At 72.2% G+C, this 19,785-nt stretch carries 16 protein-coding genes; 6 read left to right on the forward strand and 10 right to left on the reverse strand.

The features are described from left to right. Nucleotides 1-35: 35 nt before the first annotated feature. The 6 genes from ACYVF7_RS47765 to ACYVF7_RS47790 all read right to left on the reverse strand — a co-directional run bounded on the left by ACYVF7_RS47765 (nucleotide 36) and on the right by ACYVF7_RS47790 (nucleotide 4,604). On the reverse strand, nucleotides 36-878 hold the full coding sequence (locus ACYVF7_RS47765) for a M55 family metallopeptidase (protein WP_460352845.1): 843 nt from the start codon (nucleotides 876-878) through the stop codon (nucleotides 36-38). Between the two features lie 56 nt (nucleotides 879-934). Further along, on the reverse strand, nucleotides 935-1,324 hold the full coding sequence (locus ACYVF7_RS47770) for a hypothetical protein (RefSeq protein ID WP_460352847.1): 390 nt from the start codon (nucleotides 1,322-1,324) through the stop codon (nucleotides 935-937). A 13-nt stretch (nucleotides 1,325-1,337) separates the two neighbouring features. Then, a complete protein-coding gene (locus ACYVF7_RS47775; protein ID WP_460352849.1) occupies nucleotides 1,338-2,153 on the reverse strand; it encodes a heavy metal-binding domain-containing protein in 816 nt (271 codons plus the stop codon). 5 nt (nucleotides 2,154-2,158) lie between these two features. Beyond that, complete coding sequence (locus ACYVF7_RS47780; protein WP_460352850.1) at nucleotides 2,159-3,016, reverse strand: heavy metal-binding domain-containing protein; 858 nt, start codon at nucleotides 3,014-3,016, stop codon at nucleotides 2,159-2,161. A gap of 92 nt (nucleotides 3,017-3,108) precedes the next feature. After that, nucleotides 3,109-3,888, reverse strand: a complete 780-nt coding sequence (locus tag ACYVF7_RS47785) for an enoyl-CoA hydratase/isomerase family protein (protein ID WP_460352852.1) — start codon at nucleotides 3,886-3,888, stop codon at nucleotides 3,109-3,111. 86 nt (nucleotides 3,889-3,974) lie between these two features. Then, complete coding sequence (locus tag ACYVF7_RS47790) at nucleotides 3,975-4,604, reverse strand: HNH endonuclease family protein (RefSeq protein WP_460352854.1); 630 nt, start codon at nucleotides 4,602-4,604, stop codon at nucleotides 3,975-3,977. A 193-nt stretch (nucleotides 4,605-4,797) separates the two neighbouring features. Between ACYVF7_RS47790 and ACYVF7_RS47795 the strand changes: the two genes are divergently transcribed. Together ACYVF7_RS47795 and ACYVF7_RS47800 are read left to right on the forward strand one after the other, a co-directional pair. Beyond that, nucleotides 4,798-7,794, forward strand: a complete 2,997-nt coding sequence (locus tag ACYVF7_RS47795; protein WP_460352856.1) for a DEAD/DEAH box helicase — start codon at nucleotides 4,798-4,800, stop codon at nucleotides 7,792-7,794. After that, the gene (locus ACYVF7_RS47800) at nucleotides 7,794-8,597 is read left to right on the forward strand and encodes an SWIM zinc finger family protein (protein WP_460352858.1); all 804 of its coding nucleotides are present in this window, start codon (nucleotides 7,794-7,796) and stop codon (nucleotides 8,595-8,597) included. The genes ACYVF7_RS47795 and ACYVF7_RS47800 overlap by 1 nt, the downstream gene beginning before the upstream one ends. 218 nt (nucleotides 8,598-8,815) lie before the next feature. On the opposite strand, the gene ACYVF7_RS47805 is transcribed toward ACYVF7_RS47800, so the two are convergent. After that, entirely contained in the window at nucleotides 8,816-9,244 is a 429-nt protein-coding gene (locus ACYVF7_RS47805; protein ID WP_460352860.1) for a hypothetical protein, read from the reverse strand. Nucleotides 9,245-9,475: 231 nt separating this feature from the next. Between ACYVF7_RS47805 and ACYVF7_RS47810 the strand changes: the two genes are divergently transcribed. Next, the gene (locus tag ACYVF7_RS47810; RefSeq protein WP_460352861.1) at nucleotides 9,476-10,141 is read left to right on the forward strand and encodes a zinc-binding dehydrogenase; all 666 of its coding nucleotides are present in this window, start codon (nucleotides 9,476-9,478) and stop codon (nucleotides 10,139-10,141) included. 271 nt (nucleotides 10,142-10,412) lie between these two features. Here the strand turns inward: ACYVF7_RS47810 and ACYVF7_RS47815 are convergent, their stop codons facing one another. Beyond that, entirely contained in the window at nucleotides 10,413-10,685 is a 273-nt protein-coding gene (locus tag ACYVF7_RS47815; RefSeq protein WP_460352863.1) for a hypothetical protein, read from the reverse strand. After that, nucleotides 10,616-11,485, reverse strand: coding sequence for a serine hydrolase domain-containing protein (locus ACYVF7_RS47820; RefSeq protein WP_460352865.1), 870 nt, complete (start codon nucleotides 11,483-11,485; stop codon nucleotides 10,616-10,618). The genes ACYVF7_RS47815 and ACYVF7_RS47820 overlap by 70 nt, the downstream gene beginning before the upstream one ends. Nucleotides 11,486-11,680: 195 nt before the next feature. Between ACYVF7_RS47820 and ACYVF7_RS47825 the strand changes: the two genes are divergently transcribed. The 3 genes from ACYVF7_RS47825 to ACYVF7_RS47835 all read left to right on the forward strand — a co-directional run bounded on the left by ACYVF7_RS47825 (nucleotide 11,681) and on the right by ACYVF7_RS47835 (nucleotide 19,048). Then, nucleotides 11,681-12,640 (forward strand): GbsR/MarR family transcriptional regulator, encoded by a 960-nt coding sequence (locus tag ACYVF7_RS47825; RefSeq protein ID WP_460352867.1) that lies wholly within the window; start codon nucleotides 11,681-11,683, stop codon nucleotides 12,638-12,640. Further along, nucleotides 12,637-17,607, forward strand: coding sequence for a HEAT repeat domain-containing protein (locus ACYVF7_RS47830; RefSeq protein WP_460352868.1), 4,971 nt, complete (start codon nucleotides 12,637-12,639; stop codon nucleotides 17,605-17,607). The genes ACYVF7_RS47825 and ACYVF7_RS47830 overlap by 4 nt, the downstream gene beginning before the upstream one ends. Nucleotides 17,608-17,674: 67 nt before the next feature. After that, a complete protein-coding gene (locus ACYVF7_RS47835) occupies nucleotides 17,675-19,048 on the forward strand; it encodes an FAD-binding oxidoreductase (protein ID WP_460352870.1) in 1,374 nt (457 codons plus the stop codon). Nucleotides 19,049-19,055: 7 nt separating this feature from the next. Here ACYVF7_RS47835 and ACYVF7_RS47840 read toward each other — a convergent pair whose 3' ends face one another. After that, nucleotides 19,056-19,637 carry an HdeD family acid-resistance protein gene (locus ACYVF7_RS47840; protein ID WP_460352871.1) on the reverse strand — a complete coding sequence of 194 codons (582 nt, stop codon included), beginning with the start codon at nucleotides 19,635-19,637 and terminating at the stop codon, nucleotides 19,056-19,058. Nucleotides 19,638-19,785 lie beyond the last annotated feature (148 nt).

The following is a 19,785-nucleotide window of genomic DNA, read 5'->3' on the forward strand; positions in this document are numbered from 1 at the left end:
GCGGCGGTGGGCTCCACCGTGCTGCCGGCGGGTGCTCAGCCGTAGTGCTGGCCGGTGCAGCCGACGGTGCCGCCGATCGTGGCCATGATGCCGAGGACGCCGACGATCTCGGCGTAGTCGTCGGTGGTGAACTCCACCGAGCGGGGGCCGGCCCGCTTGATGCCCGGGATCATCGCGCACGACTCCGCCATCGCCGTGGACGCCCAGTCGATGCCCAACGTGTACGGGGACGGCACGACGTACGGCCGGCGTCTGCTCAGATCGCCCAGGGCCCGGACGGCCGCCTCGCGGATCAGGGCCTGGGCGCGGGCGGGCGGCAGGAGCTGTGCCGAGTAACGGTCGATGCCCTTCTTCACCGCGACCGTCTCGACGTCGCCGAGCACCTCGCGGGCCTCCGCGCAGGCCGCCTCGTCGCCCGCCACGAGCGCGACCGGTACGCCCATCGACCCGGCCAGCCCGGCGATCAGCCGGATCTCGCCGCACACCTCCCCGTTGAGGTAGAGGTTCTGGATCTCATAGCCCATCCAGGTGTGGTTGAGCACGCCGTGCGGCACGCCGGCGCGGGCGTGGTAGCCGACGAACATCGCCGCGTCGTGGGCGGTGTCGAGGCCCTGCCCCATGCGCAGCGGGCGGTACGGGCCGCGGATCAGCGAGCACCGCTCGTCGATGAGGTCGGCCCGGAGGTTCTTCGTGCTGCCGTGCGCGTCGGTGACGATCACGTCGTCGGCGCCCGCGTCGAACGCCCCGGCCACCGCGGCGTTCGCGTCGGCGGTCATCAGCTCGCAGCCGCGTTCGTACCCGCGCCCGCCGGCCCGCATCTCATCCGGATCGGTGAGCCCGGACACGCCCTCCATGTCGACCGAGACGAACACCCGCACTGACGACTCCCTTCACGAAACGGCGTCTCGACCGTACCTCGAAGGCGTCCGGACGGTCAGCCGCCCGCGATCAGGCGGCGCAGTGCCTCGGCGGCGCGGGCGTCGGCCCGGGCCTGGGTCATGAGCTCCTCGGTGAGGGTGCTCACCCAGACGTCGAGCGTCACCTGGTCGCGGGACAGGACCACGCCGCGCACCTCGTGGTGGATCTCGGCGACCGGCCGTCCGTCTCCGGCGGTCAGGAACAGCGTGCGCTCCCCCAGCCGTACGACGATCCGGCGGGCACGGCCGTCGCGGCCCCGCAGGCGGTCGGCGAACCCGCGCTCGTGCTCCACGGTCACACAGCCGGGCGGCAGCGCGTCGGCGAGCGTTCCGGTGAGCACGCGGGCGTACGTCGCGACGTCGGCGGTGTCGCGGCGCAGCGCGGCGGCGACCATGTCGAAATCCATGGCCATCAGTGAATCAGCGGTCCAGCCCGAGCACCATCTGGGGCTTGGCGATGACGTGGTCCTCGCGCAGCGGCCGCACCGCCGTGCCGATGGCGAAGAACTCCATCGTGTGCCCGCCCCACTGGTGGTGGAACTGGTCGAGGTCCACCCCGACGATGCCTTCGGCGTGCAGGGCCTGCGCCTCGGCCTGCATGCGGGTCATGGCCAGCTCCCGCGCGTCGTACAGCGCCTGAGTGAACTCCGGGATCTCGACGTTCTGCCCGAGGCTGCCGAGCACCGAGGTGAGCCGCCGGTGCGCGACGTGGTAGACGCACGTGCCCATCACCATGCCCAGCGGGGCGTAGCCCGCCTGGATGAGGGTCCAGAAGTCCTGGCCGTTCAGGTCGGAGGTGAACGGCTGGTTCTTGTTGTTGCGCCAGTTCTGGGAGGTGTCGTCGGCCTTCACGGCGGTGCCGATCGCGATGAACTCGGCGATGTCGCTGCCGAAGTCGCGGAACTCCAACTGCAGTCGCACGCCCACGATGCCGTCGGCGCCGAGCTGGTCGGCCTCGGCCTCCATGCGGGTCATCGCCAGCTCCCGCGCGTGGTACATCGCGCCGGACAGCTGGTCGAGCTCCATGTTTTTGCTCCACCGGCCGATCTGGATGCCGACGTGGTAGATCGAACTGCCCAGGACCAGGCCGAGCGGCCGGAACCCGGCCTCGCGCACGAGCAGGAACTCGTTCACGGACAGGTCGCTGGTGAACAGCGCGCCGGGCGCGCCCGGGCGCAGCTCGGCGAGCCGGGTCATCGCGTCGGCGGGCACTCCCTGGGCGACGGGATCGGTCATCTCTGTCAGAACCTCATGATCGTCAGTGGTGGGGTGGGGCGGTGCGACGTACGGAACTCGGCGATCGCGGTACCGATGATGGTGGCCTCGACGACGTGGTCGTGCTGATGGTCGCCGATCCTGCAGTCGCGCTCGTCGACGCGCAGGTCGACGTCGGAGACCACGATGCCGTCGGCGCCGGTACGCCCGGCGTCGGCGGACAGGCGGCGGCGGGCCTTGCGCCGGGTGACCGACACGAGCTCCGTCCAGCCGCCCACCTCCTGGGCGGGGGCGAACCTCCCGGTCGACCAGTTGACCCGCCAGTCGTCGTGGCGGATGCCCACGCCGACCCCCAGGGCCAGATCGACCGGGACCCATCCGGTCTCGATGAGCTTCCCGAACTCCTGCCCGGTGACATGGGACAGGAAGGTCCGGCCCGGCCGGACGGACCCCGTCGCGCGCACGGCGGTGCCGAGTGCCTGGAACTCCAGGTGGTGCGCCGATCCCTGGAACGGCGCGATGGTGAGCTCGACGGCCACGACGCCGTCACCGCCCAGCGCCGCGCACTCGGCGGCCATCCGGTTCATGGCGGTGCGCCGCGCGTTGTAGAGGGTGTCGACGTAGTCGCGGAATCCGGAGGTCAACGTGGCCGCGAGACCGGCTCCGAAAACGCCGGGCTGATATCCGCAGTTGATCGGGCGGCGGGCCCACCAGCCGAGGTTGTGGACGGTGCTGCCCATCACCTGGCCCACCGGCTCGAACCCGACGGACCGCAGTGCCGCGAACTCGTCGACGCTCAGGCTCGACGTCCACGTGCCGGCCTGGCGGGCCTGCCCCAGACGCGCCCGCGCCGCCGGCGGCAGTGGATCGTTCGACTCGCTCACGTGTCGTCTGACGTCCCGCGGGGGCCGCCGGGTTCCCGTTCCGTCAGTGGCCTCGGTCGCCGTTGGTTGCCGGAGGTTCTGCGGCGGTCGGTTCAGCGGCCGGAGAACCTCGCCTTGCCGGGGCCTTCCTCGACGAAGCTGCGCATGCCGTTCTTCTGGTCCTCGGTGGCGAACAGGCCGGCGAAGTGCAGCCGCTCGACCTCCAGGCCGGTGGCCAGGTCGGTCTCCAGGCCCGCGTCGATCGCCTGCTTGGCGGCGCGCAGGGCGACCGCCGGGCCCGCGGCGTACCGGGCGACCAGCTTGGTCGCGGCGACGTACACCTGGCTGTCCGGAACGACCCGGTCCACCAGGCCGATGGCCAGGGACTCCCCGGCGGCGACGTGGCGGCCGGTGAAGATCAGATCCTTGGCGCGGGCCGGACCGATCAGCCGGGGCAGCCGCTGAGTGCCGCCGGCGCCGGGGATGACGCCGAGCTGGATCTCCGGCTGGCCGAGCTTGGCCGACTCGCCCGCGACGCGGAAGTCGGCGCACAGTGCGAGCTCGAGGCCCGCGCCGAGGGCGTAACCGGTGATCGCGGCGACGACGGGCTTACCGATCCCCGCGACGGCGCCCAGCGCGTCCTGCAGCGCCTGGGCGTGCCCGGTGGCCTGGGCGTACGGCAGGTCGGCCATCTCCTTGATGTCCGCCCCGGCCGCGAACACCCGCTCGCCGCCGTACAGGACGACGGCGCGAACCGCCGGGTCGGTGTCGACCGCTCGCGCCGCCTCGGCGAGCTCAGCCACCACCTGGGCGTTCAGGGCGTTCATCTTCGGCCGGTCCAGCCGGATCGTGGCAACGGCCCCCTCGGTCTCCACACGTACGAACTCGCCCACGGAACCCTCCCGCTCATCGACTGCTGCCCTGCGTCGGAGCCTAACGGGGACGAGGGGCCGCCCACCGTGGTGGGCGGCCCCTGACCTCAGCAGCCCTTGAGCATGGCCGCGAGGGCGGCCTTCTCCTTGGTGTCGACGGTGAGGCGGTACTGGTACTTCACGTCCGTCCAGGCGCGGGCGTAGACGCACCACTCACGCTTGAGCGACGGCTTCCACAGCGCCGGGTCCTTGTCGCCCTTCTCCTGGTTGACGTTGTCGGTCACCGCCCAGAGCTGGGCGTGGGTCAGGTCGTTCGCGAACGCCTGGCGCCGCGCCGTCGTCCACGCCTTGGCCCCGGACCGCCACGCCTCGGCGAGCGGGACCATGTGGTCGATGTCCACGTCGGAGGCCTTGTGCCAGGTCGCGCCGTCGTACGGGGAGTACCAGGTGCCGGACGTGGCCGCGCACTTGGCGTTGGTGTGGACGTTCTTGCCGTCCCGCTTCAGCACCACTTCCCGGGTGTTGCACTGGTGGCCCTGGTCGATCCAGTGCGGGAACTTCGCCCGGCTGTAGCCGGCCAGCGTCCCCTCCTTGGCGACCTTGAGCTTCGTGAGCTCCGTACGGGCCTTGGCCGCCGTCGGCGGCGTCGGCGGGGCCGCCGACGCCTCGACCGCGGTGCCCACCGTGAGGGGCACCGCCAGGATCAGGGCCGCCGCGAATGTCGTTCGTCGTGCCACGTGTCTCCTCACCAAGATCGACTCCGGTGAAGATCAACAATCGCGGATCATGAACGATAAGTCAGTAGAAAAGGAGAAATTTGATGACAGAAACCTGCTGAGGCGATGACGCTGCGTGCGTACGGGAAGGGCGAGAGCTGTCGGGGCCGTTTGGTAACTTCGCCTGGTCCGCAGCGCAATCCGGGGGGCGATCATGCTCGTGGCGCACGCCGCCTGGCACGGTGGCGCACTGTGCCTGTGGGCTGAGGACTCCGCGCTTCCGGCCACCACGCGGGTGCGCACGTCCCCCAAGCCGCACCCCTTCGCGACCTCCGACTTCGCCGGCACCTCCTACGCCGCCGCGACTCGGGGCGCGCCGAGGATCGAGCCGACGCTGCTGCTCCCCGGCGCCGCCACCGGGCCGTTCCCCTCCCCCGAGCTGGCGCGCGAGCCGACGTCCCGGCGGCCGGCGCCGCACCCCTGGCGGGTCCCGGCGCTCGTCCTCGACCCGTTCGCCGCGATGACGCTGCTGCACCTGGCCGGCGACGCCGAGGACGTCGTACGCGGCGCCGACCTGAGGTTCTTCGCGCACGTCGCCGAGGAGGCGGTGCACCTCGCCTCCCGGGGCCGCGTCCTGCCCGCGCTCGTACGGGAGGACGGCGACCTCGCGGCCCGCTGGCGACCGGTCGTCACCGGGGACGACGCCGCGCGGTTCCGTGAGCTCGCCGCCGCGATGCCGCCGGCCTGCCGGGCCGCCGACGAGGACCGCTCCGCGTCGGACGTCCTCCTGGACGCGCTCTCCGGCCTCGTCGACGCGGCCGTACGTGGCGTCGTTCCGCACCCGCTCCTGCCCGAGCGCGCCGGCCGGGTCCCGGACCGGCTTCCCCTGACAGAGCGCTGGGCAGCGGCGCTCACCGGACCCGACCCCGCGGTCCCCCGCGAGCCGGGCGACGACCCGGACGCGCTCGCCGCCGAGCTGGACGCCTGGGCCGCCGCGGCCCGCCGCTCGACGGGCCCGCTGCGCGTCTGCTTCCGCCTCGTCGAGCCCCCGGCCCCCGACGGGGAGACCGCGCCGCAGGGGCCGTGGACCGTCGAGTTCGCGGTGCAGGGCACCGACGACCCGAGCCTGTACGTCCCGGCCGCCGCCCTCTGGACCGGCGAGGTCACCTCCGTGCCGAACGCCGAGGAGACCCTCCTCACCGGCCTGGGCCGGGCGCTGCGGCTTTACCCCGACGTCGCCCAGGCCCTGCGGATCGCGACGCCGACCAGTGTGACGACGGACGCCGAGGGCGCGTTCCGGTTCCTGCGGGAGGCCGCGCCGCTGCTGTCCGCCGCCGGGTTCGGCGTCCAGCTGCCGCAGTGGGCGGGCCGGGCCCGGCTCGGCATGAAGCTCACCACCCGCAGCAAGACGGCGACCGAGGCGGGCGCCGCCACCTCGTCCGGTTTCGGCCTCGACAGCCTGGTCGACTTCCGCTGGGACCTGGCCATCGAGGGCGAGGACGTCACCGAGGAGGAGCTGGCCGAGCTCGCCCGGCTCAAGGCACCGCTCGTACGGCTGCGCGGCAAGTGGGTGGAGCTCGACGAGCGGCAGCTCGCGTCCGCCCTCGACTTCCTCAAGCAGCGGCGCGCCGGCGAGATGACCGCGTCCCAAGCCGTCCGCGCCGCGATCCACGCGGGCGACGACGCGCTGCCGCTGCTACAGCTCGACGCCGACGGCCCGCTCGGCGACCTGCTGTCCGGCGAGGCCGACCGCCGCCTCGAGCCGATGAGCACCCCCGACGACTTCGAGGGCACCCTCCGCCCGTACCAGGAACGCGGCCTGGCCTGGCTGTCCTTCCTCGACGGCCTGGGCCTCGGCGCGATCCTCGCGGACGACATGGGACTCGGGAAGACCCTGCAGACGCTCGCGCTGCTCGCGGGCGGGGCGAACGGCGGGCCCGCGCTGCTGATCGGGCCGATGTCGCTGGTCGGCAACTGGCAGCGGGAGGCGGCGCGGTTCACGCCGAAGCTGCGGGTCTACGTCCACCACGGCGGCGGGCGGCACCGGGGCGAGGACCTCGCGAAGGCGGCGGCCGAGGCGGACCTCGTGCTGACGACGTACGGCACCGCCGCCCGCGACCACGAGGCGCTCTCCACGATCCCCTGGGACCGCGTCATCTGCGACGAGGCCCAGGCGCTGAAGAACAGCGGCACCAGGCAGGCGCGGGCGGTGCGGAGCATCCCGGCCCGGAGCCGGATCGCGCTCACCGGCACGCCGGTGGAGAACCACCTGACCGAGCTGTGGTCGATCATGGAGTTCAGCAACCCCGGCATGCTCGGCCCGCGCCAGGCGTTCCGCGAGCGGTTCGCCGTGCCCATCGAGGCGCACGGCGACGAGGAGGCGGCCGCCGCGCTGCACCGGGCCACCGGACCGTTCATCCTGCGCCGCCTCAAGACCGACAAGTCGATCATCACGGACCTGCCGGAGAAGCAGGAGATCAAGGTCTGGTGCAACCTCACGCCGGAGCAGGCGTCGCTGTACCAGGCGACCGTCGACGACATGCTCGAGCAGATCGCGAACAGCGAGGGCATGGAGCGGCGCGGCCTCGTCCTGGCGACCATGGCCAAGCTCAAGCAGGTCTGCAACCACCCCGCCCACCTGCTCAAGGACGGCTCGCGGCTGCCCGGCCGCTCCGGCAAGCTGGAGCTCCTGGAGGAGATCTGCGCCGAGGTCGTCGAGCAGGGCGAGAAGGCACTGGTCTTCACGCAGTACGCCGAGTTCGGTGCCATGCTGCGGCCGCACCTGGAGACCAAGCTCGACCGCCCGGTGCTGTGGCTGCACGGCGGCGTCTCCAAGAAGCAGCGCGACGAGCTGATCCGCCGGTTCCAGGAGGACCCCGACCCGGCGATCTTCCTGCTGTCGCTGAAGGCGGCCGGCACGGGCCTGACGCTCACCGCCGCCAACCACGTCGTCCACGTCGACCGCTGGTGGAATCCAGCGGTCGAGGACCAGGCGACCGACCGCGCGTTCCGCATCGGACAGACCAAGAACGTCCAGGTCCGCAAGTTCATCTGCGTCGGCACCATCGAGGAGCGCGTCGACGAGATGATCGAGCGGAAGAAGGCCCTCGCCGAGCGCATCGTCGGCACCGGAGAGGGCTGGCTCACCGAGCTGTCCGTCGCCGACCTGCGCGAGATCATGCGACTCGACCCCGAGGCGGTGAGCGACTGATGCCGATCTACGGGAAGGCCCGCCCGGTCGAGGGCGGCCTCAAGGCGAAGTCCGGTGGCCGCGGCTCCATCGGCGAGCAGTGGTGGTCACGCCGCTTCATCGACATCCTGGAGTCCTTCGCCGACCACGGCCGCCTGACGCGCGGCCGCACGTACGCCCGCAAGGGCCAGGTGATGGAGCTGCGGATCGGGGCGTACGAGGTGACCGCCGTCGTCCAGGGCTCCGACCCCGAGCCGTACGAGGTGACGATCGGCATCGACCCGATCAGGGACGAGGTCTGGGCATCGATCGAGGAGGCCCTCGCCTCCCAGGCGGTGTTCCGCGCCCGCCTGCTGGCCGGGGACATGCCGCCGGAGATCGAGGACGTCTTCGCCATCTTCGGCGTCTCGCTGTTCCCGAGGTCGTCGGCGGACATGCACCTGATGTGCAGCTGCCCCGACTGGGGCGACCCCTGCAAGCACACCGCCGCGGTGCTCTACCTCCTCGCGGAGGCGTTCGACGACGACCCGTTCCTGATCCTCGCCTGGCACGGCCGTACGAAGGACGACCTGCTCGCCGGCCTGCGCCGCCTGGAGCCGGCCGAGGTCGACCCGCTCGAGATCGAGGAGAAGCCGCTGGCCGAGCGCATGGACGACTTCTGGGCACCGGCCGCCGTCCACGACCGCCCGCCCGCTCCCCCGATCCCGCCCGGCCTGCTGCTCCGCCTCCTCGACCCGCCCAAGGTCAAGGTCCGCCGCAGGGACCTTTCCGACGTGCTCAAGCCCGCGTACGAGGCGCTCCCCGACCTCGAACAGCCCGAATGACGGCCCACCGCCCAACGACCGCCAGGGATCGCGGCCGCAGCGCGAGGCTACGAGTGCGGCCTCGCACCAACGACGCGGGCGACCGTGGCCGTCGCGGCCACGGTCGCCCGTGAGCAGATCGGGGAGCGCGTCAGCGCTTACTGCGGCGATCGCACGAGTCGGCCGTGAAATCCGGCACGCGCGCCATCGCGATCACGTTCCCGTCGATGAGCCTTTGCTCAGAAGCTCTTCTGCTGGTGGCACCGCGGGTCCTTGCCCGCGTGGTTGAAGATGAAGATCACGCCGATGCCGCCGTTGCCACGCGAGTAGGCCCTACCGAAGCCGTGCGCCTTGTTGTCGCCGATCGCCCTGTCTCCGGTCCTGGTGGTCTTTGTGGGCGCAACGCCGCCGTCGCCGACGGAGACGTCGTTCTTGGTCCGGCGTCCGCCCTTCCCCAGCTTGATCTTGTACTTGAACCCGGTGATCCTGTTGTGGAGCGGGTTGCTGGTGGTGTAGATGTACACCCAGCCCTCGTCGCCCTTGCTGCTCTTGCAGTGCAGCGTCAGCGCGGGCTTGGCCGCGGCTTCGGCCGGCACGGCTCCGAAGGCGGTGACGCCGATGGCCGCAGCGGCGCCGAGCATGGTGAGGCGACGGAGTTGCGTATGCAAGGGATGCTCTCTTTCCTTTGGCTGCACGGACAAGACGCCCTCGTCCTGGCGGATCGCCATGATCGACCCCCGAAGGAAGTTCGTGCGAGGAAACGCCCGCTGCAAACGCTTGCAGCTCGCACCAGGGCACCGCGAGAGACCGTGGCACTAATGTGAGGCCGCCGGAATAGTGCCCTGGTCCTACCGCCGCCGCTCCCGGCGTACGGGCCGGCTCCGCCTCGCGGCCATGGTGTGGCAGCTCATTGGACCGCCCTGCGGATCGACAACGGAGACACTGAGGATGCTCGGATTCGTCACGAGCAGGCCGCGGCCCTCCCGATCGCCGGTATCACCGCGCTGCGCGCACTCCGGGTCGGCGGGGCGGTGCTGGGCCGCGACGTTCTGATCACCGCGGCGACCGGTGGGGTGGGCCAGTTCGCGGTGCAGCTCGCCGTCGCCGCCGGGGCCCGGGTGACCGCACTCGTGAGCGGGCCGGGGCGGGTGGCGGAGGCGCGGGATCTGGGCGCGCACCATGTCGTGACCGATCTCGAGGCCGATGGCCTGGGGCCCTTCCACCTGGTGCTGGACGGTGTGGGCGGTGACCTGACGGCGCAGGCGATCCGGCGGATGGCGCCGGAGGGCAGGCTCGCCTGGTTCGGCAACATCGGCGGGCCGGCGCGGCTGGAGCTGAGCGACTTCTTCCGGCACGCGCAGGCGTGGAACGCGCAGATCGTCGGCTTCATCAGCCCGGTCCCCGAGGAGACCCTCGGTGAGGACCTGGCCATCCTGGCGTCTCTCGTGGCGGACGGCCGGCTGCGGCCGCTCGTCGGTCTCGTCCTCGACTGGACCGAGACTCCCCAGGCATTCGAGGCGCTGGTGCGGCGCGACTTCCGCGGCAAGGCGGTCCTGACCCGATAGCTGATCGTCGCCTCGACCGGTGCCCCGGGGCGACACGACGGTAACGGCCGCCGCCCCGTTTACCGGCAAATAGGTCATAGTGGGCCACCAAGGCGGCCCTGCGAATTCCGGGTGTCTACTGAGCCGAGAAATTTGTCGTCTCAGTAGACACCCCTGGAACGGCGATGCCATCCACCGAGTCCGATTCATTCCGGATCGCGATGATGCCGACCCAACCGGGTTCACCGGGATCCCGCCGCCAGGTGCTTCGGACGGCGGGATCCGCTCGCCGCTATGACGTCGCCTTCGTGGGGCAGAACTCCGTCTGGAGTGCGTCGGTGAAGATGCCGATGGGGTCGTCCCAGGGGCCGTGGGCCCAGTCGCCGTTGACGTTGACGACGGCCAGGTGCTCGCCGTCGCGGGTGCCGTAGGCGTACGACCAGGAGCCGAAGATGGCGCCGCCCATGCCCCACACCGTGGCGCGGCACGGCAGCGTCACCGAGGAGATGCCCAGGCCGTAGGTCGTGTCGGGGATCCAGTTCTCGGTCGGGACGACGGCGAACATCTCCTCCTGCTGGGCGGGCGGGAGAGCCGGCCGCCCAGGAGTGCGCCGAAGAACCGGTGGAGGTCCCCGGTCGTGGAGATCATGCCGCCGGCCGCCCAGAACATGGACGAGTCCAGTTCCGTTCCGTCGTGGATCTCGGCGTCGGGGGCGGGGTTCATCAGTTTCGTGTAGTGCCGTGGATGCGGGCCCTGGATCGTCGGGTCGGCGCCGCTCGGCAGGTACGTCCCGTCCAGGCCGAGCGGCCGGGCGATCCGCTGGGCGATCTGGTCGGCGAGCGCCTGGCCGGTCACCCGCTCGACGAGCATCCCGGCGAGGATGTAGTTGGTGTTGCTGTAGGCCCAGCCCGCGCCCGGTTCGAAGGCCGGCGGGTGGGCCATGGCGATGTCCACGAGGAGTTCCGGAGTGTGGTTCTCGTGGCGGTTCACCATCTCCGGGTCCTCGGTGTAGCTGAAGATCCCGCTGGTGTGGTCGAGCAGCCGCCGGATCCTGATCTTCCCGCCCTGGTGACCGTGACCGTGGACCCTTCCGGGCAGCCATTCGTCCACCGTGTCGTCCAGGCTCAGCCTGCGCTCGGCCGCGAGTTGCAGGACCACGGTGGCCACGAAGGTCTTGGTCGTGCTCCCGATGCGGAACCGGTCCTGCGGCGTGCGTTCGCGCCCGGTCTCGGTATCGGCCGCTCCCGCCGAGCCGAACCACCGCCCGTGGCCGTCGCGGACCTCGGCGGCGATGCCGGGAACACCTCCTTCGGCGACCGCCCGGTCGAGCAGCCGTTGAAGGGCGTCACGGTCGGGCTGTGTCATTCCGGCTCCTCACGACGGGGTTGCGAGGTGAGGAAAGCTACGTTGCGTTCAAAAGATTGTCAATCATGTCACCGCATCGAACATGCCGTTGAACTGCGCATATTGGCACAGAGAATTGCAACAGCCTGTCGGTTATTGCAACGAGCGGAATGGCCCGTCGTAGCGATGGAGTGGTCGTGAATGCATACTGCGCGGATGCCGGGTAGCAGGCTGGATGACCAGGATCGTCGGCGCATCGCGTCGTGGCTTACGGAAGGGCTCGGCTACGCCGAGATCGCCAGACGGCTGGGCAGGCCGACCTCGACCATCAGCCGGGAGGTGGCTCGCAACAGCGGGCCCGGCGGCTACCGAGCCGACCATGCTCAGCAGGCCGCCTCGCGGCGCGCCCGCCGCCGGCCGAGCGTGCCGAGGCAGCCCACGGTGGCCCGGGTCGCCTACGGGCGTGCCCCTGAGGCGGTGCGCGCGTTCGTGGAGGACTTCGCGGCGCTGATGGTGCAGATCGGGCTGCCCCGGATGGCCGGGCGGGTGCTCGCGCACCTCATCACGACCGACTCCGGCGCTGCCACCTCCGCCGACCTGGTCCGGCAGCTGCGGGTCAGCCCGGCCTCCGTGTCCAAGGCGATCGGCTACCTCGAAGGACTGGACGTCGTCCGGCGCGAACGTGACCCCCGGCGACGCCGCGAACGGTACGTGATCGGCGACGATGTCTGGCTCCGGGCCTGGTCCGCGAGCGCCCGCAAGAACACCCAGTGGGCCGGCACCGCCCGGCGGGGAGTCGAGGTCCTCGGCGTCGCCACACCGGCCGGCGCCCGGCTGAACGAGATGGCCCGGTTCTTCGGACGGCTCAGCGCCACCATGACCGGCGGCCCGGACCAGGCCGCCGTGGGCGACATGCTGACCGTGCTCGCCGCACTCGTGCACGCCGGTGAGCCGCTCACGGTCGAGCGACTCGCCACCGCGCTGGGATGGCATCCGGACCGCGTCAGCGGTGCCCTGCGCGACGCCGAGGGACATCCGGAGATCAGTGACCCGGTCACGTTGCATACTCTCGAGTCCGGCGCCTACTCCGTCGACGCCGGACCGTACCGGCTCACCGCGGAACAGCGCGAAGCGCTCGGCGGACGGAGTCCCATGGCTGGAGTTGATGGCGCATGACGTCGGTCGACGATGCGATCTTCACCGCCATACGCCGCGCCGACGTGGACCGGCTTTCAGCCGTCCTCGATCCGTTGACGTGTCCGCCGGCCGCCCTGCGGCTTCTCATCGGGCATGAGGACCCGCGGCTGCGGGGGCTGGGCCTCGTCTGCCTGGCCGAGCGCCTCGCCGACGGACGCGCTGAAGACGCTTCCGAACAGGCCGGGTTCGCGGCGTCGTTGCCGAGCTCGCTGGATGGCCCCCCGGAGGCGACGCTGGCCCTGGCGCGCCTCCATCTCCGGCTGCGCGCCCACATCCGGCCCCGTCCATGGCCGCAGTGGCGAACGGCGGAGCTGCCGGCCCGGGTCCGGATCGCCTGGCTGGGCGCCGAGATCGCCGACCGGCCGGAAACCCTACGGGACGAGCCCGCCGGCGAACTGCTCTACCAGGCCGTCCGCGCTCTCGGCGCGGCCGATGTGGACGACCCCGGGAGTCTCGCCTGGGAGCTGGCGAACCGGCTCGACACTGTGCTCCGGTCAGAGGCTCTGCGCGTCACCCGCGAGGCCGTGCACGCCGGCCTGCTGGCACCGGCACAGGCCAGGACCCTCCTGATGGGGCTCGCCGGATCGATCGCGGGGCGATCCAGCACGGACTTCGAGGGAGAACCCGGCACGGACTTCGCGGGGCGAGCCGGCACGGACTTCGCGGGGGAATCTGGTACGGACGCCGGCACGGCCGGCCTCGCCGTGGCCGCGCTGCGTGAGCTGGCAGAGCCCTGGGCCGCTTTGGACCCGTTGCCACAAGAGCACCTGTACCGGCTTCTCGAGACCGGGGCCGTCTCCGCGGTGGCCGACGCGGCGATCGAGGTCGCGGCCCGCCACGGGCATCAGGCCGTGCTCCGGGACGTGGCCGCCGACGGGAACCGGCCTCCGGCGCTCCGACGGCGTGCGCTGGAACTGCTGGGGGACCTGGCGGGCCGCGACGACGTCCGTGAGCTCGTGGGGATCGCCGCGACCGACCCGCTCCTGCTCGCCGGGCCGGCCGTCCGGTGCCTGCGTGGGCTGCACCGGCGTGGTCACTTCCCGGCGGGCGACGACGTGCCGGCGATCGTAAGCCTGGCCATCGCCGACTACTCGGTGCCCGCGGACGGGGTCGCCGTCATCTTGTTCACGTGCCGGCGTGAGACGCTCGCAGAGCTGACGGCGGCGGCCGCAGGCGATCGGCACTGGCCGCGGCGGCTGGAGCTCCTGGTCGCGCTGGCCGGGCAGGGCACCGGCGCCCTGCCCGTGGGTGAGAGGGTCACCGACCTGCTGCGCACCGCGCCGGATCCGCGGCCGTTCCTGCGGGCGATCCGCGCGCTGCGCCACACGGCCGCTGAGGAGGCGGTCATCGCCGCGCTGCCACGGTCGCCCGCGGCGGCGCTGGAGGCTCTCGAGGCCGTGGGCGGAGCCCGCACGGTCACGGCGCTGCGGGACGGGCTGGGCCTGAGCGGACCCCACGACGGAGACGCCGCCGTCCCCGTGGCGCCCGACGGAGACACCGCCGTCCCCGTGATGCCCGACGGAGACGCCGTCGGCTCCGTGGTGCCGTACCTGCGGCCCGTGCGGCACCGGGCCCTGGAACTGCTGTGGCATCTCACCGAGGATCCGGACCAGCGGCAGTCGATCCTGGTCCGGCTCGACCCGCGGGATCTGCCGCGCCGGATCGCCGCCGATCTCGGTGGTCCGGACGAACGGGAGCTGACCCTGCTCCGCGCGGGCCTGGACCCGGACGATCCCGTGGCCGCCCTGTGCAGGCTGGCGCGCAACGGCGGCTCCAGTACGGTGCCCGTCATCGCCGACCTCCTGCTGCGGGTCGTATCCGACCTCGCGGCGTCCTGGACGCCGGAGGCGGCGGACGGCCGCGGCGAGCCGGCGGTGCCGCAGGAGGTCGTCGCCGCCATCGGTCACCTCGGCGCTCGTCTCCACGACAGGGGGAGGATCCGGCCGAGCTGTCTGCTGGACGCCGCAGACGCTCGGGAGGCCGGCGACACGCTCGTCGCGAGCATCGCGCTCGATCTGCTGGATCGGCCCGCGCTCACGGCCGCCGCGCAGATGATCCTGCTCGGTCTGCTCCAGCAGACCTCCCATCGCGGCATCCGGTCACGAGTGCATCCGCTTCTGCGCCACCGTGACCGCCACGTTCGCAAACATGTCATCGCGCTGCTCGCCCACGACGCCGGCGGGGAGGACGCGCAGGCGCTGTCGGCGAGCCTGGTCCCGCTGACCACCGCCTCCGATGTGCAGACCGTACGCCAGGCGCTGCTCGCGCTCGGGCACGCGCGCGCGTCCTGGGCCGCGGCGGCGATCGCGGGCTGCCTCGACCATCCGAACATGAACGTCAAGAAGACCGCCGCCGGCGCGCTGATCCGCGCAGGCGCCCCGGTGGCGGTGCCGAAGCTGCTGCTCTGGCTCGGCAGGCACGACAACCCGGGTCTGCGTGAGGCGCTCGTCACGGCGTTGCGAACGATCCTCGGCGACGCCTACGCCGCCACCGTCGTCGCCGCGGCCGACCGCGCCGGCGATGACCGTACCCGCGCCCTGCTGCTGAGCGGACTCGACGGCGCGCTGTCCGCGCGTGCCGTGGGCGCGCTGGCCGACCAGGGGTCCCCGGCCGGGGCCGTCCTGCTCTCGCTGGTCGCCGCGGGCCGGCTCGCCCTCGGCTCGGGTACGGCCGCGGAACTGGCCGGCCGGATGACGACTCACGGCCTCACCCCGCCGAGCGGTCAGGAACCGCCGGACGCCGACCTCGACGTTCTGCTGCGCGACGGCTGGGACACCGAGATCGCACGGCGCCTTGCGGACCGGCACGACCGGGATCCGGACGAGCCGTCCGCCGACCGCCTCAGCCGGCTCCGGCCGACCCTGGCACGCTGGCTGGAGCTGGCCGCGGAAGAGCCGGAACGTCGCGGGCCGGTCCTGCGGCTCACGCTGCGGCTGTGCCCCGCACCGTGGACCGCCGAAGAGACGCGGGCCTTCGCCCGGTCGGCGCGGGTCCTGGTCGCCGGCCTGGCCGATATCGGCGATGCTCACCGCGACCGTCTCCTCGCACTGCTCGACGACACGATCCCATCGTCGCCCGCCGCCGCGGCGTTCGACCTCGCGGCGCGGATACGCACGCTGCCGGCGGAGGCCACGGGTGGCCGGTACCCGCTGGTGCTGCTGCGCCGATGCGGCGCGGTCCTGACCCGCACCGATCTCAGGCGGGCGCTGGCCGCCGCCCGCGCCGGCGCGAACCCGTGGGAGGCAGAGAAGGACGTGTTGCGAGAGGCGTTCGGGCCGACCGGATCCACCGCCGCGCCAGACGACGGCGTCGAGGCGTCCGACCGCCCCACCGCACACCGACTCACCTCCGGGCCGACCAGAACCGCCGCCGCACCGGACGACGGCGTTGGAGCGCCCGACCGCCCCGCCGTACGGCGTTGGCATGAGGCCCTCGCCTCGGCCGCCCGCTCCCCTGCCGCCCTCCGGCGGTTCCGCGCCGCGGACCGGCCCGGCGGCGCCCGGGATCCGGACGAGGCCGCCGGCCGGCGTGCCGATCACGACGGGCGGCCAGTGGATTCGCGGGACCGTCTCAACGCGCTGATCGACGTCTTCCCCACAGCCGACGCCGACGCGCGCGACGCCCTCCTGGACTGGATGATCGAGCTGCAGCCCCTCGACGCGCCCTCCTGGACCATCGCCGAGGACGCCCGCCGGCCCGCGGCGACGGCCCGAGCCCCTCGTCCCGGTGATCGGGATCGACCCCGCTCGGCGGTCCTGAACGAGCGCCTGCTGGAGATGCTGAACGACCCCGTGCGGGACCGGCGCGACGCCGCGGCCCGCGCCTTGCTGAGCTGGCCCGAGCCCCAGGTCCGGCTCACGGTGCTCCGGGCCTTCCTGGACGGCCGGGTCGACCTCGTCGTCACCCCGGATCTCGCGCAGGCCCTGACCCTGATGAGCGAGACCGAACTGCGCGAGGCCGGAGCGCACGCCTCTGCCGGCGAGACGACCCGTGAACGGATCGCCCGTGTCGCCGCCCATCTGGACCCGCAGGACGTCGAACCGCTCATCCCCCTGCTGCTCTCGTGGTGGGAAGACGGCGGCCCCGCCCTTCACGCGCCGGCCGAGCGGGCGTTGCGCAACGCGGCCCCGGACGTGCTGGCCGCGGCCCTGTCCGGGCGCCTCGAGACCGGAGCCTGGGGCCTGGTCGATCTCATCTCCGGTGTCGCGTTGCTGCGCACCCCGGCGCTGGCACGGACGCGCCGGCGGCTGCGCGAAGACGGACGCGACGACCTCGCCGACAAGATCGTGCTGGTGGAAGGGCCGCTACGCCACCCCGACGCGGCCCGGCAGGACTCCGCGACGCTCTCGGCGCTCCGCGGCCGAACCCGTGCCCCGGAAGCGGCAGCCCGGGACCACCGGCCGCCCCGCGAGGAACTGCTCCGGCTGGCCCGAACCGGCGGCCCCGAGCAGATCCGCCGGGCGCTGACCCTGCTCGCCGAGCGTCACGACGACGCCCCCGCCCGCAGGCCCCGAAGCGATGCGGATCGGCCGGAGGACCGCGATCCCGAGCTCGAGGAACTCCTCGCCGAGTCGCTCGGCCACCCCGACGCGAGGGTCCGTCTGCACGCCCACCGGATCTCCCGCAAGGTGCTGACCCGTGGGGACTACCTGGAGCAGACCTCGCTGCTGCTGGCCGACCGGCAGCCCGACATCGTGCGCTCTGCGGTCAAGACCCTGTGCCACGCGGCATGGAAGCCGGCCATCCCGGCGCTGGTCGGCCTGCTCACGCACTCCCATCCGGCCGTCCGGAGGACCGCCACCGACGGGCTCACGCTGCTCGGCGCGCCGGCGATCCCCGCCCTCCGGCACGCCGCCGGGCGGGCACGCCCGGACAAACGACACGTCTACACCACCGTGCTGGAGAAGATCACAGCCGACCCGGAACCCACCGGCCGCCCAAGGTGACCGACCCCCTGGGCCGGGTCTCGGCCCGGCTCTGCCCGGGTAGGGCTGATCTGGGGGGGACATGCTCATGGGACAACCGATCGAACGCCTGCGAGAGCGCGTACGGGGCCCGGTGATCACGGCGGAGGACGCCGGGTACGACGAGGCGCGCAGGGTGTACAACGCGATGATCGACCGCCGGCCGTTCGTGGTCGTGCGGTGCGCCGACGCGGGCGACGCCATGGCCACCGTGGAGTTCGCCCGGGAGAACGACCTCGTCCTGTCGGTGCGCGGCGGTTCGCACAGCGTGCCGGGGTACGGCACGAACGACGGCGGGGTGGTGCTCGACCTGTCGTCGATGCGCGGGGTCCGCGTCGATCCCCGCACCCGTACGGCCCGGGCCGAGGGCGGGTGCACCTGGGCGGATTTCAACCACGCGACATACGCGTTCGGCCTGGCGACGACCGGTGGGATCATCTCGACGACGGGCATCGGCGGGCTGACGCTCGGCGGCGGCATCGGCTATCTGAGCCGCCGCTGCGGCCTGACGGTCGACAACCTGATCTCGGCGGACGTCGTCACCGCCGACGGCCGCTTCCTCGTGGCCTCGGAGAAGGAACACGAGGACCTGTTCTGGGCGCTGCGCGGCGGAGGCGGGAACTTCGGCGTGGTGACGTCGTTCGAGTACCGCCTGCACCCGGTCGAGAACATCTTCGCGGGGATCTTCTTCTACCCGCTCGACCGCGCCCGGGACGTGCTGGAGTTCTACCGGGACCACATCCAGGAGGCGCCCGAGGAGCTGGGCTGCTATCCGGCTTTCCAGATCACGCCGCCGCTGCCGTTCATCCCCGAGTCCGAGCAGGGCAGTCCGCACTGCGCGATGGTCGCGTGCTGGTCCGGTCCGCTCGAGGAGGGCGAGCGGGCCCTACGGCCGATCCGCACGGCCGCGCCGACGGTCGCCGAATTCGTCGCGCCGATGCCGTACCCGATGATCAACAGTGCGCTCGACGCGCTCGTGCCTCCTGGTCTGCAGCACTACTGGAAGACGGCGTTCGCGACGGAGCTGACCGACGGCGCCGTCGCGGCCCACCTCCAGCACGGCCCGGGGCTGCCCGCCGTGAACTCCACGGTGCACATCTATCCGATCAACGGCGCCTGCCACCGGGTGCCCGCCGGTGCCACCGCGTTCGCGGGCCGCGACATGACGTTCGCGACGGTGATCGCCGGCATGTGGCCCGACCCGTCGGCGAACCAGGCGAGCATCGCCTGGGTACGGGACTACTACCAGGCGTTGCGCCCCCATTCGGCGTCCGGCGGCTACGTCAACTTCATGTCCGAGGACGACCGCGACCACGCCCGGGACGACTACCGGGACGCCTACGCGCGGCTGGCCTTGATCAAGAAGACGTACGATCCGGGCAACCTGTTCCGGCTGAACCAGAACATCGAGCCCGCCGGCTGACGCGCGGTCAGGGGTGCCCGAGTGCGGCACCGCCCGGGGCGACGCCGGGACGGCCGCCGCCGCGGAGCTTTCTGAGCCGGAAGCTCGCCGCGATCGCCGCGAGCCCGAAGCCGATCGCGGAGAAGCCGATGAGCCAGGCCACCGCGAAGACGCCGGAGACGGGCGAGAACAGCACGATGAGCCCGAACACCACCGAGAGCGCGCCGAACAGGACGTACATCCACTCGCCGTGGATCTCCTTGCGCATCTGCAGCGCGGTGACGATCTCGCTGATCCCGGTGACGATCGCCCAGATCGCGACGAGGACGACGATGGCCAGGGCGGTGGCGTGCGGCCAGAACAGCGCGAGCAGGCCGACGATGATGCCGACCGCGCCCTCGAAGATGAGCAGCGACCGGCCTCCGCCCGGAGCGCTGAAGGCGGAGATGATGGCGGAGATCCCGTCCGCCAGGGCGAAGACGCCGAACACGACGGCCAGGACGAGGAGCGTGATGCCCGGCCAGATCACGGCCAGCACGCCGAAGATGACGGCGAGGACGCCGCGCACCGTGAGCATCCACCAGTGCCGCGCCATGTAGTCGACCCACATGAGAGGCCTCCCTGCGGAACGGAACGTTTCACAGGGGGTCTTTGCCGCTCAAATGCGACGGAAGACCAAGCTCGACCCCGTTTGCGGCAAATGACCGCAATTCTTTGACTCGTCCCTGGCCCCGCCGCGTACGGGGCGAGGCCAGGGA

The organism is Actinoallomurus acanthiterrae (assembly GCF_054775715.1).

What these genes read in the sequence shown, in the direction of transcription:
- ACYVF7_RS47770 (WP_460352847.1), bottom strand. Translation starts at nt 1,324, where the DNA reads ATGGATTTCGACATGGTCGCCGCCGCGCTGCGCCGCGACACCGCCGAC.
- ACYVF7_RS47775 (WP_460352849.1), bottom strand. Translation starts at nt 2,153, where the DNA reads ATGACCGATCCCGTCGCCCAGGGAGTGCCCGCCGACGCGATGACCCGG.
- ACYVF7_RS47795 (WP_460352856.1), top strand. Translation starts at nt 4,798, where the DNA reads ATGCTCGTGGCGCACGCCGCCTGGCACGGTGGCGCACTGTGCCTGTGG.
- ACYVF7_RS47800 (WP_460352858.1), top strand. Translation starts at nt 7,794, where the DNA reads ATGCCGATCTACGGGAAGGCCCGCCCGGTCGAGGGCGGCCTCAAGGCG.
- ACYVF7_RS47815 (WP_460352863.1), bottom strand. Translation starts at nt 10,685, where the DNA reads ATGTTCGCCGTCGTCCCGACCGAGAACTGGATCCCCGACACGACCTAC.
- ACYVF7_RS47820 (WP_460352865.1), bottom strand. Translation starts at nt 11,485, where the DNA reads ATGACACAGCCCGACCGTGACGCCCTTCAACGGCTGCTCGACCGGGCG.
- ACYVF7_RS47825 (WP_460352867.1), top strand. Translation starts at nt 11,681, where the DNA reads ATGCCGGGTAGCAGGCTGGATGACCAGGATCGTCGGCGCATCGCGTCG.
- ACYVF7_RS47830 (WP_460352868.1), top strand. Translation starts at nt 12,637, where the DNA reads ATGACGTCGGTCGACGATGCGATCTTCACCGCCATACGCCGCGCCGAC.
- ACYVF7_RS47835 (WP_460352870.1), top strand. Translation starts at nt 17,675, where the DNA reads ATGGGACAACCGATCGAACGCCTGCGAGAGCGCGTACGGGGCCCGGTG.
- ACYVF7_RS47840 (WP_460352871.1), bottom strand. Translation starts at nt 19,637, where the DNA reads ATGTGGGTCGACTACATGGCGCGGCACTGGTGGATGCTCACGGTGCGC.